This window comes from Peribacillus sp. Hz7 (genome assembly GCF_042136355.1).
Classification (GTDB): domain Bacteria; phylum Bacillota; class Bacilli; order Bacillales; family DSM-1321; genus Peribacillus; species Peribacillus asahii_A.
This window is the reverse complement of sequence record NZ_JBHHJV010000017.1, coordinates 13,203-27,637: the sequence shown is the minus strand read 5'-3', so window position 1 is coordinate 27,637 and position 14,435 is coordinate 13,203. Positions and strand designations below refer to the sequence as shown.

The 14,435-nt window shown below is 35.8% G+C and carries 15 protein-coding genes and 2 pseudogenes; 13 read left to right on the top strand and 4 right to left on the bottom strand.

The window, feature by feature from the left end; translation table 11 throughout:
* A complete protein-coding gene (locus ACE199_RS18145) occupies positions 1 to 618 on the bottom strand; it encodes a DUF47 domain-containing protein (RefSeq protein ID WP_127759142.1) in 618 nt (205 codons plus the stop codon).
* 276 nt (positions 619 to 894) lie between these two features.
* Here ACE199_RS18145 and ACE199_RS18140 point away from each other — a divergent pair, with 276 nt between their 5' ends.
* Positions 895 to 1,725 carry an aldo/keto reductase gene (locus tag ACE199_RS18140; RefSeq protein ID WP_375351059.1) on the top strand — a complete coding sequence of 277 codons (831 nt, stop codon included), beginning with the start codon at positions 895 to 897 and terminating at the stop codon, positions 1,723 to 1,725.
* Between the two features lie 477 nt (positions 1,726 to 2,202).
* The gene (locus ACE199_RS18135; RefSeq protein ID WP_375351058.1) at positions 2,203 to 3,669 is read left to right on the top strand and encodes an alanine/glycine:cation symporter family protein; all 1,467 of its coding nucleotides are present in this window, start codon (positions 2,203 to 2,205) and stop codon (positions 3,667 to 3,669) included.
* Positions 3,670 to 3,716: 47 nt separating this feature from the next.
* Here the strand turns inward: ACE199_RS18135 and ACE199_RS18130 are convergent, their stop codons facing one another.
* Positions 3,717 to 4,622 (bottom strand): RluA family pseudouridine synthase, encoded by a 906-nt coding sequence (locus tag ACE199_RS18130; protein ID WP_375351092.1) that lies wholly within the window; start codon positions 4,620 to 4,622, stop codon positions 3,717 to 3,719.
* A 230-nt stretch (positions 4,623 to 4,852) separates the two neighbouring features.
* Here ACE199_RS18130 and ACE199_RS18125 point away from each other — a divergent pair, with 230 nt between their 5' ends.
* The gene (locus ACE199_RS18125) at positions 4,853 to 5,269 is read left to right on the top strand and encodes a DUF5365 family protein (protein ID WP_375351057.1); all 417 of its coding nucleotides are present in this window, start codon (positions 4,853 to 4,855) and stop codon (positions 5,267 to 5,269) included.
* A 138-nt stretch (positions 5,270 to 5,407) separates the two neighbouring features.
* Here the strand turns inward: ACE199_RS18125 and ACE199_RS18120 are convergent, their stop codons facing one another.
* Positions 5,408 to 5,875, bottom strand: a complete 468-nt coding sequence (locus ACE199_RS18120) for a thioredoxin family protein (RefSeq protein WP_375351056.1) — start codon at positions 5,873 to 5,875, stop codon at positions 5,408 to 5,410.
* A 353-nt stretch (positions 5,876 to 6,228) separates the two neighbouring features.
* On the opposite strand from ACE199_RS18120, the gene ACE199_RS18115 reads away from it, so the two are divergent.
* Together ACE199_RS18115 and ACE199_RS18110 are read left to right on the top strand one after the other, a co-directional pair.
* Entirely contained in the window at positions 6,229 to 7,959 is a 1,731-nt protein-coding gene (locus ACE199_RS18115) for a phospho-sugar mutase (protein ID WP_375351055.1), read from the top strand.
* Positions 7,960 to 8,226: 267 nt separating this feature from the next.
* On the top strand, positions 8,227 to 8,754 hold the full coding sequence (locus ACE199_RS18110) for an NADPH-dependent FMN reductase (protein ID WP_375351054.1): 528 nt from the start codon (positions 8,227 to 8,229) through the stop codon (positions 8,752 to 8,754).
* A 150-nt stretch (positions 8,755 to 8,904) separates the two neighbouring features.
* Here ACE199_RS18110 and ACE199_RS18105 read toward each other — a convergent pair whose 3' ends face one another.
* Positions 8,905 to 9,150: a YhdB family protein gene (locus ACE199_RS18105; RefSeq protein ID WP_127759149.1), complete on the bottom strand. Its 246-nt coding sequence runs from the start codon at positions 9,148 to 9,150 to the stop codon at positions 8,905 to 8,907.
* A 132-nt stretch (positions 9,151 to 9,282) separates the two neighbouring features.
* On the opposite strand from ACE199_RS18105, the gene ACE199_RS18100 reads away from it, so the two are divergent.
* The 8 genes and pseudogenes from ACE199_RS18100 to ACE199_RS18065 all read left to right on the top strand — a co-directional run bounded on the left by ACE199_RS18100 (position 9,283) and on the right by ACE199_RS18065 (position 14,349).
* A complete protein-coding gene (locus ACE199_RS18100; RefSeq protein WP_375351053.1) occupies positions 9,283 to 10,266 on the top strand; it encodes a M14 family zinc carboxypeptidase in 984 nt (327 codons plus the stop codon).
* Between the two features lie 48 nt (positions 10,267 to 10,314).
* On the top strand, positions 10,315 to 10,629 hold the full coding sequence (locus tag ACE199_RS18095) for a DUF3889 domain-containing protein (RefSeq protein WP_375351052.1): 315 nt from the start codon (positions 10,315 to 10,317) through the stop codon (positions 10,627 to 10,629).
* An 81-nt stretch (positions 10,630 to 10,710) separates the two neighbouring features.
* A pseudogene (locus ACE199_RS18090) lies at positions 10,711 to 11,511 on the top strand (SpoVR family protein); the annotation flags it as partial.
* 183 nt (positions 11,512 to 11,694) lie between these two features.
* Positions 11,695 to 12,186, top strand: a complete 492-nt coding sequence (locus ACE199_RS18085) for a WapI family immunity protein (protein ID WP_375351051.1) — start codon at positions 11,695 to 11,697, stop codon at positions 12,184 to 12,186.
* 246 nt (positions 12,187 to 12,432) lie between these two features.
* Positions 12,433 to 12,921: an RNA polymerase sigma factor gene (locus ACE199_RS18080; RefSeq protein ID WP_127761327.1), complete on the top strand. Its 489-nt coding sequence runs from the start codon at positions 12,433 to 12,435 to the stop codon at positions 12,919 to 12,921.
* Positions 12,911 to 13,015, top strand: a pseudogene (locus ACE199_RS18075) (zf-HC2 domain-containing protein); the annotation flags it as partial. The gene ACE199_RS18080 and the pseudogene ACE199_RS18075, both read left to right, overlap by 11 nt.
* Before the next feature lie 27 nt (positions 13,016 to 13,042).
* On the top strand, positions 13,043 to 13,786 hold the full coding sequence (locus ACE199_RS18070; RefSeq protein ID WP_375351095.1) for a hypothetical protein: 744 nt from the start codon (positions 13,043 to 13,045) through the stop codon (positions 13,784 to 13,786).
* Between the two features lie 167 nt (positions 13,787 to 13,953).
* A complete protein-coding gene (locus tag ACE199_RS18065; protein WP_375351050.1) occupies positions 13,954 to 14,349 on the top strand; it encodes a DUF3888 domain-containing protein in 396 nt (131 codons plus the stop codon).
* The last annotated feature ends 86 nt before the right edge of the window (positions 14,350 to 14,435 follow it).

The window sequence follows — 14,435 nt, the reverse complement described above, 5'->3', positions numbered from 1 at the left end:
TTACGCATTTTTCATGATGATTGTTTCTAATGTGTTGGCAACGGCTTGGCAATCATCAGCGATGTCTTCAAGACTTTCATAAATTTCTTTATATTGAATAATGCGAATCGGATCTTTTTCATTTGTAAATAAGCTTTTAATGGATTGGCGTTGAACCCCATCACAAACTGATTCTAAATCTTTAATTTTGATGGCGTTTTCACGAATCGCTGCTAGCTTTTTCGTGGAAAGCTTATCAACAGCTATTTCAATTTCAGCACCACATTGTTTAATCGCTTCAACAAACTTCAGCATGTATTCGTCTGCATTTACAATTGAATACATTTCGAATAGAGCAGCACAATGTTCAAGGCCATCTAGCACATCATCCATTCTCATTGTTAATTCAAGAATATCTTCTCGTTCAATTGGTGTGATAAAGGCATTATTTAATTCTTTAATGACTGTATGAACCATAGAGTCTCCTTTATGTTCATACTCTTTCATCTTTTCAGAAAATACCTTTAAATCGCTAATATTTTGTAGTTTATAGTCTGCGAAATAGTCTGCTCCTTCTTTAATATTGTGTGCAATGTCTAGCAGCATTACTGCAAACTTATCTTTTTTCTTAAAAGCCATATTTAAAAGCCCCCTAAAATTAGTAAAACGTATAAGCAAAATGCTATGTATCAATAGTATTTGCTAAATCATTGTAGCGAATACATTATCGAACATGAAGAGATTTTAATGAATCTTTACAAAATCTTAATAAAACTTTACAAAAAATCAAAAGGGGATAAATATTCTCCACACAAAATTAATAAAAGTGGAGATGAGTCATCAATCCCAAGTTGGATAGTTGGGATATAAAGGGCCTTTATGATATAATTGGAAAATAAAAAAGGAGGGGTTCGAATGATCTCTAATATAAAAGAAACCATCACCTTACATAATGGAGTGGAAATTCCACAGCTCGGTTTTGGGGTATTTAAAGTAGAGAATGGAAGTCAGACAGTACAATCTGTGAAAAAAGCTTTAGAGGTAGGATATCGCTCCATTGATACAGCTGTGATTTATCAAAATGAAGAAGGAGTAGGACAAGCGATTCGAGAGAGCGGCATTCCACGTAAAGATATTTTTGTAACGTCTAAAGTATGGAATACGGATCAAGGGTATGAATCGACATTAGCCGCTTTTGACGCTAGTTTAAAACGATTAGGGCTAGACTATTTAGATTTATACTTAATTCATTGGCCGGGTAAAGATAAATATGTAGACACATGGAGAGCGTTGGAGACGCTATATAAAGAAGGAAAAGTAAGAGCGATTGGTGTGAGTAACTTTCATATTCATCATTTAGAGAACTTGTTGAAGTCTAGTGAAATGAAACCGGTTATTAATCAAATTGAGCTTCATCCGCGTTTAACCCAAGTGGAAATTCGTGAGTTTTGCCAAAAGCATGATATTCAGGTAGAAGCTTGGTCTCCTTTAGGACGCGGAGTTTTATTAGATAATCCAACGATTGGTGAGATTGCAAAGAAACATGGTAAAACTTCAGCTCAAGTTATTATTAGATGGCATCTTCAGCATGGGATTGTCGTGATTCCAAAATCTGTGACACCTGCAAGAATCGAAGAAAATGCTCAAGTATTTGATTTTGAGTTAAGTGTTGAAGAAATGAAGGAAATTGATGGATTACATGCAAATGAACGGGTTGGAAGCAATCCAGATGAGCTGCTTTTTTAAAGCATGATATGAGTGGATAGTTCGGCTCCTTTCAGCATTGTTGAAGGGAGCCGAATTTATGTACAATCCATGCTTTTTAAAGGGAATATTTAGAGAAAAAACTATTTTTAAAATAATAATCGTAGAAATAGATTGATTATTGGTTAATGTATCTACTATTCTATTCGTTCAGTAAATAGTTTTAGTTATTTTTGATTAAATAAAGGATGCGGAAAGCATTGATGATATCTTATGATACATATTTATCCATATTCCGTTCAATTTACTCATTTACATATTGAAGGGTGTCTAATTTTGGCGAATATTCGCCTCTTATTCATTAACAACGTTCGTTTATAAGGAGATAAAAGGCAATTTAAGGGAAAAAAATTTCAGAAAATTTTGTTAATTTTTGAAAAAAATATTGAATTAATATAATGATATACTTTATACTTGATTTTATAAATAAAACATGAATAGGCTAAGGGAGGGATTTCTTTGGAAGAATTAGTAACGAAAATTAGTGAGTTTTTATGGAGCCCACCACTGATTATCTTTTGTGTGCTAGTGGGATTATATTTCAGTGTACGTTCTGGTTTTCTACAAATTCGTCATGTAAAAGATATGGTGCGATTGTTGATTGTTGGGAAAAGTTCTGATGCCGGTGTTTCATCTTTCCAAGCATTAGCGTTGGCGCTCTCTGGTCGTATTGGGGTAGGGAATATCTCAGGTACAGCAACAGCGATTGCGTTCGGTGGACCAGGGGCTGTTTTTTGGATGTGGATGATTACATTCTTAGGTGCAGCGACAGCATTCGTTGAGTCGACGCTAGCTCAAATCTATAAAGAGAAGCAAGATGGAGAGTATCGTGGTGGTCCCGCGTATTATATTGAAAAAGGGTTAGGGTTGAAATGGTTTGCGGTCATTATGGCCATTGCTATTACAATTGCGATGGCGGTGCTAATGCCTGGAGTACAATCCAATTCAATTGCTGTAGCTATTGACAATGCCTTTCATATCAATAAACTTTGGGTCGGTATTGTTATTATTGTCATATTAGCTCTTATTATTTTTGGTGGAGTAAAAAGGATTGTTAATGTTGCACAATATGTTGTTCCGTTTATGGCTGGTGCTTACGTTCTTGTAGCTATTATTGTTGTTATTATGAATTTCTCTCAAATTCCAACTGTGTTCGGTCTTATTTTTAGCAGTGCCTTTGGAGCAGATTCGTTGTTTGGTGGTATTCTTGGTTCTGCGATTGCTTGGGGAGTAAAACGTGGTATTTATGCTAATGAAGCTGGACAAGGTACAGGTGCTCACCCGGCGGCGGCAGCTGAAGTATCTCATCCAGCTAAACAAGGTTTAGTACAAGCTTTCTCGATTTATCTTGATGTATTCTTAATCTGTACAGCGACTGCCTTTATGATTTTATTTACAGGCATGTACAATACGATTGATGAAAAGTCTGGAGAATATATTGTTCAAAATATTGAAGGTGTAGAAGAAGGACCTGGTTATACACAGCAAGCTATTGAAACAATCTTCCCTGGCTTTGGATCTGGATTTGTAGCCGTTGCTCTACTATTCTTTGCCTTTACAACAATTATGGCTTATTACTATATTGCTGAAACCAATGTAGCTTATTTATTAAAAGGTAGAAGTAGTAAGATAGCTTCAGTAGTATTAAAAATTGTTTTCTTAGCAGCTGTTTTCTATGGAGCTGTAAAAGAAGCTGCCCTAGCATGGACATTAGGGGATATAGGACTTGGAATTATGGTATGGTTGAACTTAATTGCCTGTGTTCTATTGGCTAAACCAGCGTTTATCGCATTAAGAGACTATGAGAAACAGAAGAAGCAAGGACTGGATCCTACTTTTAACTCGACGGAACTCGGTATTAAGAACGCTGATTTCTGGGCGAATGGTTATAAACAACCAGAAAAGAAAAAGGATCACGTATCATAATGGAAGAAGAGCATCCGCTTCATTGGCGGATGCTCTTCTTTTTATCTTTATATATGTGGAAAGATAGCTGGTTTGTCTAAAAAAGGAGCTATGCATACAATTTTTTCTTCGGTAATAGGGTGGATGAATTCAATTTTTCTTGCATGTAAAGCCTGTCGGGGGAATGTTCGTTTTCCGCCGTATAATGTATCACCTGCTAAAGGGTGGTGAATATAACTGAAATGGACTCGAATTTGATGTGTTCTTCCGCTTTCTAATGTACAGCTAACGAGCGTTCTATTTTGATCTGGGTAACGCTGTAACACTTGATAGTTTGTTCGGGCGGTTTGACCTGTAGGTGAAACTCTGCGTCTTGTAGCGTGATGGCGATCACGGCCGATTTTCTCTTGAACGGTTCCTTGGTTTAGCTTCATAATTCCTTCTACTAAAGCATAATATGTTCGTTTGATTTTCCGTTCTTCCAGCATTTTATCCAACATGGATCCGGCAAGACGATTTTTGGCAAAAAGAACTGCTCCTGTTGTGTCTTTATCTAGACGATGGATATGCTTGATCATACAGTTTTGGCCCGTTTGTTGCAGATAATAAGCAACACCGTTAATCAATGTTTTATGATCATGTTCTTGAGAAGGATGAGTATCCATTTGCGCGGGTTTATTAGCAATTAAAATATGATCATCTTCATATAAAATAGAAATATGTAAATTTGTAGGGGGAACATTTTCTGTTGCATTATTTGTAAAAAGAGGGATGCTCAATTCGTCTCCTTTTACAAGCTTCGTTGACCAAGGCATTTGTTCGTTATTTATCGTTACTTCTTTACTCATTCTCCACTCATGTATGAGTTTTTTGGGAGCTTGCCAGTATTGTTTAAAAAGATCCTCGATTGTAAGTTTACTCCATTTTTCCGGGACCTCTATAAGTAAGTGGTTGGCTTTTTTACTAGTATGAATCAATTTTCTTCCTACTTTCAAAATATAATATGGATAGCTTGGTGAATGCAGGTACACCGATAACAATATAAGGATTTTTATCCTATCGTTAGACCTATTGTTCTTTTGTTTGTGGGGATAATTCCCACAGTTTTTTTACAGTTATTATGTTATTCTAGAGAAAGCATTGTTACACAGATTATCTATACATATGGCTATAGGTCTAATGTGTTAAAGAAGGTGGTGTTTTTATGAAGATTGTACTTTCTTCAACGGTAGAACAGGAACAAGAAATTGCTAACCTTGTCTCGTATCTCTATGATTCTGTGTTTCCTAAATTTTTTACAGAAGAAGAGATTCGACACTTTCAAGAGATTGGTGTACTACAAGTGAATAAGAGTGATTTTCCGTATAGCGGTACGTTAAGAGCGGCTTTTCAAGTTATCGCATGTTTACAAGTAATGATTGTTATTCTTGAGAAAAAAGAACAGGATGTTTCTTCAGTTGATTCTGAGTTAGTTAAACAATTTGAGCAAAATATTACACTTTTGAATGAATACGGGATTTTCTTTCCTTTTTATTATAAACATTTTAATCGTATTCAAAAGGAAAGTCCTGAAAATACAAATATGATGTACACTCAGCCGGATAACGAATTTTTAATTTAAATGTTAAAGAAAGAGCTAGTTTATATGAATGGGAAAGGTTTGTCCTTCTTTCATATAAGCTGGCTCTTTCTGTATTAGATTGGGGCTCATTTGTGTGAGAACGTGTTATTAACCATAATCGTTAACAAACCCTGGATTTTAATTGATTTCATTCTTTTCAAACCACTTTCGAAAGGTGGCTTCCTCGTTAGAGCCTACTATACGTTCCACTTCAACTCCGTTTTTAAAATACACGATTGTTGGCAGTATATCTATATGATAGTCGTCTTGACTTTCTTTAAATTCTAATAGATTAAATTGAACTAAATCAATTCCCATTTTCTCAGCTAGTGGAGCGACAATCGGTGTTATGTGTTGAGAATGAGAATCTTTAGAGCTATAGAAATAGACGGTCTTATTTTTTTTGTTGTGAAGATCCGCTGCTAATTCGTCTGGTAAAATTAAATTTTGATAATTAGGATCTGTTAATTGCTTAATAGTCGCAGGATGAAGTTCTTTTTTACCATACGGGTTGCTAGTGGATTGTTCTTCTTGTTTTGTATTTGTAATTAAGATAACGGCAGTAAAGGCAATCAGAGCCGTTGAAAGAATCAGCATTTTTTTCATGAAGCTTAGGCCTCCTTAGATTTGTTCCAAATGATATAACGATAGAGGATGAAAAATGCCGTTAGAACTAAAAATGGAAGTTACTATATAGCTCAGTATAAGACCCTCTTTTATGTTTTTGTTTTATTCTTTTCTGTTGAAATTATAGTATGTTTAAAGCGCTTGTGTAAAATATATGTTCTTTTATGAACTAAGATTTGTCTCTATAAATGAAAGTGAAGTCTAAAAATGAAAAAATTATAATAATATAATAAAGCCTTTAAAGGTTATTCACTTCATTTGCTGGAAATATTATGATAATTTTAGTTATAAGAGAATTAATACTAAAGGCATGGAGAGGGGCTTGTTGGTATATGACATGGAAATCAACATTTGAAAAGTGGGTAAGTGATTCAAATCTGGATGAAGAATTACGAAATGCATTAGAAGCAATCAAACACGATGAAGCAAAATTAGAGGAAGCCTTTTATAAAAACTTAGAGTTTGGTACAGGCGGTATGCGAGGAGAAATTGGTGTTGGAACAAACCGAATGAATGTGTATACCGTTCGCAAAGCAACAAAAGGTTTAGCCGACTATATTCAATCGTTTGGAGAGGAAGCAAAGAAGCGCGGTGTTGTGATTGCATATGATTCACGTCATAAATCGCCGGAGTTTGCGTTTGAAGCAGCTAAAACGTTAGCAACAGAAGGGATTAAAGCGTATGTATTCGATGAATTGCGCCCAACGCCGCAACTTTCATTTGCTGTTCGCGAGCTGCAGGCTTTTGCGGGTATTGTCATTACTGCAAGTCATAATCCTCCTGAATATAATGGATATAAAGTGTATGGACCAGACGGGGCGCAGCTGCCGCCAACAGCCGCTGATCTTGTTATTCAATATGTAGAAGCCATTGAAAATGAGCTTTCTATTCAAGTGAGAGAGGTTAACGAACTTAAACAACAAGGGCTTATTGAAATAATCGGAGAAGGGCTTGACCGAGCGTATAATCAGCAGCTATTAACAGTGCCAGAAAATCCGCAGCTTGCCGAGGAAGTAGATGTGAAGCTTGTATTCACTCCGCTTCACGGTACAGCCAATAAATCGGTTCGTCGTGCATTACATGATTTAGGCTATCAAAATGTTCATATTGTTAAAGAACAAGAACTGCCTGATGCGAATTTCTCAACGGTGAAATCTCCGAATCCTGAAGAGCATGCTGCGTTTGAAAAAGCAATTGAAGTAGGGAATGAAGTGGATGCGGACTTATTAATTGCAACGGACCCGGATGCTGACCGTCTTGGAATTGCGGTAAAAAATGAAAACGGGGAATATGTAGTTTTAACGGGGAACCAAACAGGAGCGTTATTTTTAGATTACTTACTCACACAAAAGCAAGCAAAAGGGGCAATTCCTAAAAATGGAGTTGTATTGAAAACAATTGTTACATCAGAAATTGGTCGAGCGATTGCAGATACACATGGTTTGACTACGGTTGACGTGTTAACAGGGTTTAAATTTATTGCTGAGAAGATTCATGAATATGAAGAAAGCGGTTCTAATACCTTCTTATTTGGCTATGAAGAAAGTTATGGCTATTTAATTAAAGACTTTGCGCGTGATAAAGATGCCATTCAAGCGGCTGTATTGGCTGTTGAAGTGTGTGCCTATTACAAAAAGCAAGGAATGACACTTTATGAAGGGTTAATGCATATTTTCGGAAAATATGGATTCTATTTAGAAGGGTTACGCTCGCTTACATTGAAAGGCATTGAAGGAGGAAGACAAATTCAAGGAATTCTCGAACACTTCCGCCAAAATTCTCCGACTGAGATTGCTGGACAAAAGGTGTCTATTCAAGAGGATTATAAGAGTAGAAAAAGAGTATCAATGGAAACAAAAATGGAGGAAACGATTGAACTTCCGAATTCCAATGTACTAAAGTATATTTTGGAAGACGGTACATGGGTTTGCCTGCGTCCATCCGGCACGGAACCAAAAATTAAATTTTACTTCGGCATTCAAGGAAAATCGATGGAAGAAGCTAAAGAAAAGCTTTCGAAGGTTACCGATATTTTCATGAAAAATATTGAAGAACTTATTTAAATAGCAGGCTCTGTTAATAGGGCTTACTGTTCAAGTGCGGACGAAGGGTGATACACTCTTCGTCTTTTTATGAACATGTTTTACTGGCAGCTGGATATTCTTATTTATTTTTTGTAAGCCTATTATTTTGAAATATTAACTTATTTGTTTATACTTTATAAGTGAGAACATTGTAATGAATGAGGAACTATGTTTCTTCATCTCATTAAAACTTATATGGTTGCATGAAAGTTGTTCACGCAATGGCCAAGTTGGAGGAGTTTGGATATGAAATTAGTTATCATTAATGGATCACCACGTAAAGAAGGACGTACAGGTATTGCATCTCGCTTTATTTCAAGAACATACGGAGCGGAACTTATTGATTTAAGCACATCTTCATTACCATTATATAAAGGTGAAGCGGAACAATATCAATTAGAAGAGGTTGTACAATTACAACAAGCAATCAAAGAAGCAGATCGCGTGATTTTAGCCACTCCTGAATATCATAATTCTATGAGCGGTGCTTTGAAAAATGCATTAGACTTCTTAAGTGCTGAGCAGTTTACAAATAAACCGGTTGCTTTACTAGCAGTAGCGGGTGGCGGAAAAGGCGGAATTAACGCATTAAATTCCATGAGAACCGTTGGACGCGGTGTGTATGCGAATGTTATTCCGAAACAATTAGCGTTAGATCCAGATCAGTTCGACTATGAACATGATGGACTAAATGAGGCAGCTGCAAAATCTGTTGCTGAATTAATTGACGAGCTTAACCTGTATGCAAAAGCGTTTCAAGCCGTGACAAAATAATAGGTTTTATTTACTATAATCAGTTCATAAAAAGAAGGGGCAGACACATACTTGTGTTTGCTCCTTCTTTTTTTCGCTATAAGGGTTACCAGCCATAGTAAAATCCCTATTGTATAAAATGTCCTGTTCTGTAAACACTATTGATGAATTTTAGATAGGAAGTTCATGCAAATAGTGGGACATTGTTTTTTCTGATGCATGATCCAGGTAGCGCAATAAGGCGTACAATTTTGCTTCAATAATTTGATAATCGTGTTCGAAATGATAAGCGTGTAAGAAATGTTCAATCTTCTTTGACAAGAACTGATCCTCGGTCCGGACCATTAAAATGAGTAGTTGATCCCAGTCTGAGCGATGGATATAAAATAAAGCTGTATCGTAAATAGAAGTTGTCATTAAAAGTTCCTCCTTAATAAGGAGCTATTCGTATGTTGTTCATTTCGGATAAAAATTTTTCAGACAAAATGTGGTGATACGGTAGAGATAGGCTTGTTTGTATTTACCTGAATAAAAAAATATGGTGAGGATATGAGAAGAATCATCTTAGTATGTTTGGTCAGCTTGTTTGCTTTCCCGTTTCATGCAATGGCAAAAGTCGTGAATGAAGACAAAAATTTATATAGCTTTGAAATGATGGAAGCGGATTTAAAGAGGCTGCAGCAAACGCTTCCTATTGAGGTGCATTCAATTGGGAAATCTGAAAAAGGAAGAGATATTTGGGCAGTAAAGCTTGGGAAAGGGCAGCAGTCTATTTTGCTGGTAGGTGCTCATCATGGTCGAGAATGGCTAACGACACATCTATTAGTGAAAATGCTTGAACAATATGGGACGGCTTATGAAAAAGGGAAACAACTTGGAGAGTATTCAACGAAATTATTAGATGAGATAAGCATTTGGTTCATACCGATGATAAATCCCGATGGTGTATCGATTCAACAAGGTAATTTATCCGGTTTTTCTCATTATGAAAAAATAGTAACGTGGCAGCGAAATAATTACAGTATGGATTGGACGAGATGGAAAGCTAATGCAAAGGGAATCGATTTAAATCGTCAATATCCAGCTGGATGGGATGAAGTGAAGACAGATGTCTCCCAACCATTTTATCAATTTTATAAAGGGAAAAAACCATTTGAAGCAGTCGAAGTTCAGGCTCTAGCCCAATTCACCTATCGTATAGAACCGCTCGTTGCAGTTAGTTATCATACATCAGGGCGTGAAATCTTTTGGCATTACCATAATAAACAGGAGCATATGGCAAGAGATTATGAATTGGCAAAAAAGACGGCGGAATTGACCGGATATAAGCTTTCAAAGCCTGAGAAGCATGCTGTTGGAAGCGGTTTTACCGATTGGTTTATAACCGAATTTGAACGGCCGGCCATGACCATTGAATTAAGTTATTTAGTGGAGGAAACGAATCCGCCGCTATCAGTTTTTCCGGAAGAGTGGAAACGCAATCGATTGGTAGGAATGATGCTCGTTAAGGAAGCAGTCAGTGGAATAAAATAGTGAGTAATTCCGATACTATCCGTAAGTAAACTAAAGGGAGGAAGTACAGTGTTAAAAAAATGGTCGTTTATTGTGTTAATGTTTATGATGCTGACTCAAGCAGGTTTTATATCTGTTCAACAAGGTAACAATTATGAGAAATATGGAAGGATTGCTATAGCGGTCGTGCAAGCAGATTATCCGGGCGATGAGGTAACGGATTATCAATATGAAGGACGAAAAGTTCTGGAAAAAGGAACGGTAGAAGATCGTTTTCTATTTTTAGTGAAGGAGCAGGGAAAAGAATTTAATGTAAGGGTCAAAATTAAGCATAGTTTATCTAATAATAAGCTATTGAATTTATCGGTTCAAGAGGTGCGATAGATATCTTATGTAAGGATTCTCGTCATTTTCCTACTATTTGGTCATACATTATGGTAAGGCGAAAAGACGAGGGGGATCTGCATGAATCGGACGGAGCAAAGAGCTCTAGAATATGCGATTAGTGAAATAACGGAGATTGCAAAAGGGTTTGGACTTGATTTTTACCCGATGCGTTATGAAATTTGTCCATCGGAAATTATTTATACGTTTGGGGCATATGGGATGCCTACTCGATTTTCTCATTGGAGCTTCGGAAAACAATTTCATAAAATGAAGCTTCAGTATGATTTCGGGTTAAGTAAAATTTATGAACTCGTGATTAATTCAAACCCATGCTATGCCTTTTTATTAGACTCGAATTCACTCATTCAAAACAAATTAATTGTGGCGCACGTACTTGCTCATTGTGATTTTTTCAAAAATAATATTCGTTTTCAAAATACAAAGCGCGATATGGTAGAAAGTATGGCAGCGACTGCCGACCGTATTCGTGAATACGAAATTCTTCATGGCAAAAAAGAGGTTGAAACGTTTCTTGATGCGGTACTGGCTATTGAAGAGCATATTGATCCATCGCTCATGAGACCTAAACTTTCTTGGTCAATCGATGATGAGGAGGAAGAGGAAGAAATTAAGCCGTCTCCAACTCCGTATGATGAGCTATGGTCATTAGATGGAGCTAATAAGCCGAAAAAGTTACCTGTGAAAAGACGTAAGAAAATCCCGCCAAAACCAGAGAAAGATATCATGCTATTTATTGAACACTACAGTCGTGAATTAACGGATTGGCAGCGCGATATTATGACGATGATTCGTGAAGAAATGCTTTATTTCTGGCCGCAATTAGAAACGAAAATTATGAATGAAGGCTGGGCTTCGTTTCGCAAAGGTGCTTAATAAAAATAAGGGAAATCACTTGAATGAGTGATTTTTTTTATTTGCTTAAATGATCTTGATAAAATGGAAGTTAAGCATCATTACAACTGAACTCTATGCTATTCAACAGCAATTTCTTATATTGCTAATACGAACGGGCAGGTTAGTGGAAGAAGGAACTGTTATGTTTTGGGCGATTTTGGTATCCTTAAATTAATGTTTCTGGATGAAATGAGTGATAAAGTGCATGAATTTAAAATTGATGGTAAACAGGGATTTATACAAATTGAATTAAACGAAGTGTATGGTTTTCCTAATGAAACAAGTTATTTGGGCGGTTATGATGTTAAAGGAAAAATCGACATAAAGAGTGGAAACTATTATGTTAATGGCGAACTATGGTTTTCTACTGGTCAGGTATTTGAGTTCTACACGCAACTACAAAAATGTTATCGTGAATTAAAAGGAAAGGCGATGTTTTCTAACTCAGAGACAACTCTTAAACTTGCACTTGATTTTAATAAGTTAGGTCAAATTATCATACAAGGATATTTTCAGGAATTAGCCTCTGAAGAAAACATTCTACAATTTGAATTTGAAAGTGACCAAAGTTATTTGGAATCTACATTACAGGAGTTAAAAAAGATTGTTGACCATTATGGTGGTTTAAAAGGTGTATAGAAACAATAGTTTTCTCCAGCTAAAGGGTAGCTTTACTTCAATACGGAGTGAAGCCTTTTTCTTATTCAAGTAACGGGGCAGGTTAGTTCAATAGCAGGTTTTTTTTAGATTATGTTGAATGTTAATACTTTAGCCGCCATTTTGTTAGGCGGTTTTCTGTTGCCAATAAAAAATTTAATAAAATAAATATATTTCTTGTAACGAAATTGACTTGAATCGGATATATAGACGAAAGGAGGAAAAGGCTTGGGAGAATTAGATGAAATTTATAGCAATTATGCTGAAGAAGTATTCAAATTTCTAATGTGTCTTTGTCACAACGCAGATTTATCAGAAGAACTAACACAAGAAACTTTCTATCAAGCTGTAAAATCTATTGATAGATATAATGGTGAATGTAAAATGTCAGTTTGGCTTTGTCAAATAGCGAAGCACTCCTATTATAAGCATCTTGAACGTAATAAGAAACAACAAAGACATATGTTTCGAGATGAGACATTACATACTTCTCCTGAAGCTGAATTTATTCATTCGGAAGACAAAATTGCCCTATACCGAATAATACACTTACTTGAAGAACCATACAAAGAAGTGGTACTTTTGAGAATTTTGGGTGGTCTTAGCTTCAAAGAAATTGGTGAAATTCAACTAAAAAATGAAAACTGGGCGAGGGTTACTTTTTACAGGGCTAAGATGAAATTAAGGGAAAGGGGTAAGGATAAAAATGGGCAATAAGTGCAATATAGTGAGAGATTTACTGCCATCTTATATCGATAACTTGTGTAGCAAAGATAGTATAGTTTTTATTGAGGAACATATAAATTCGTGTACCGAATGTAGAGAAGTATTAGAAAGTATGAAAAATGATGTTGACCTTAATGATGAAATAGATGAAGTGTATAAAGTGGAAGTAAAGAGACCATTCCAAAAAGTATCAAGGTTCTTCAATGGTCAAAAGAAACTTGCGGATTATTTACTTCTAGCTACACTGCTCTCCTTGGTAATGGGAGTAATTTTTCTATTCCACTCTGTAATAAAGTATAGTGAACAAAAAGACGAAGCAACAAAGCTAGAAATAGTAGACCGAGAAAAAGGAGACATTATGGATGATGTATTCCATATTCTTGGTTCTTCAACAGAAGTGAATGAAAATGAACAAAAACAACTCCTTACCATTTATAAAAAATATAGTGATAAACTTAAATTGTTAGCTGTTTTTCCAGCAGAAGATGTAAAGGATTGGTTAAGGGAAAATGGTTCTGTAAAACAGAAACCAACAACTATCTATCCTATTGAGTACAATAAAGCTGCCATAGTCATTGGGAGCGAAGGGATACTCAGGGAAAATAACAATATTACTCCTAGTGGGTATGATTTAGGAACTGTGGTAATGGCGAATAATCGGTGGGTTATTCAATATGAATATAAAAGTTCGTATGAACAGACTATTGAGAGACATCACCAATTAACCTATTACGGACCAAGCACTTGGAGTATTTTCCAAACCCCAATATTACTATTTACTTTGTTTATTATCCTTTTGGCATTTTGGCTATTCTTTAAGAAACAAAATAATCGGCTTAAAGATATAATGGGATAAATAAATCAGGATTATAGACCTGGTATTGTGAACAAATGTACTTCAACTAACGGTGCGTTAATGAAAAAAGGACTGTAAAAAATACAGTCTTTTTTTGGTGGGGTTTACATAAATACAATTTTGTAAAGTGAGGCAAAATAAGAAAAAGTCTATAAACGAGGTTCTTTATGAAAAAAAACCTTTTAATATTAATTGCCTTCTTAACTCTTTTCTCTTATTCTCCAGTCCAAGCCGAAACCGTAACTAAAAAGGATATACAGTTGCGTGATGACTTGATTTTCATTTTGCTTTATCCCTCAATTCAACAGGAATTGGAGAAGCAATATGGCGAAATTAAACAAATTGAATGTGGTAGTATAATCCAAATTGAGAAGCCGCCACAAGGCGGTTACTCATTTAATGTCACCGTGCAGGCAACAACATTTGAAGGTGCTCACAATCCCCCATATGATTTAGTGACAATCACTTTTAGTAATGTAAAAACCATCGAGTGGCAGGCTATTGATTTCAAAAGAAGAAGGTTAAAGTCAAATGAAATAACTGAATGTAGCCGTCCTTTGTAAAAGGGTGGCTTTTTGCTGTTGTCCTTTGCGATTTATTCATTTTTGTAAAGTTCGTGAAAGAATGCACTTAAACTAACGAAGCAGAA

Bases quoted from the DNA above. Each gene is read 5' to 3' on its own strand.
- ACE199_RS18140 (WP_375351059.1), top strand. From the start codon at position 895: ATGATCTCTAATATAAAAGAAACCATCACCTTACATAATGGAGTGGAA.
- ACE199_RS18120 (WP_375351056.1), bottom strand. From the start codon at position 5,875: ATGAAAAAAATGCTGATTCTTTCAACGGCTCTGATTGCCTTTACTGCC.
- ACE199_RS18110 (WP_375351054.1), top strand. From the start codon at position 8,227: ATGAAATTAGTTATCATTAATGGATCACCACGTAAAGAAGGACGTACA.
- ACE199_RS18065 (WP_375351050.1), top strand. From the start codon at position 13,954: ATGAAAAAAAACCTTTTAATATTAATTGCCTTCTTAACTCTTTTCTCT.
- ACE199_RS18145 (WP_127759142.1), bottom strand. From the start codon at position 618: ATGGCTTTTAAGAAAAAAGATAAGTTTGCAGTAATGCTGCTAGACATT.
- ACE199_RS18125 (WP_375351057.1), top strand. From the start codon at position 4,853: ATGAAGATTGTACTTTCTTCAACGGTAGAACAGGAACAAGAAATTGCT.
- ACE199_RS18070 (WP_375351095.1), top strand. From the start codon at position 13,043: ATGAAAAATGATGTTGACCTTAATGATGAAATAGATGAAGTGTATAAA.
- ACE199_RS18115 (WP_375351055.1), top strand. From the start codon at position 6,229: ATGACATGGAAATCAACATTTGAAAAGTGGGTAAGTGATTCAAATCTG.
- ACE199_RS18100 (WP_375351053.1), top strand. From the start codon at position 9,283: ATGAGAAGAATCATCTTAGTATGTTTGGTCAGCTTGTTTGCTTTCCCG.
- ACE199_RS18105 (WP_127759149.1), bottom strand. From the start codon at position 9,150: ATGACAACTTCTATTTACGATACAGCTTTATTTTATATCCATCGCTCA.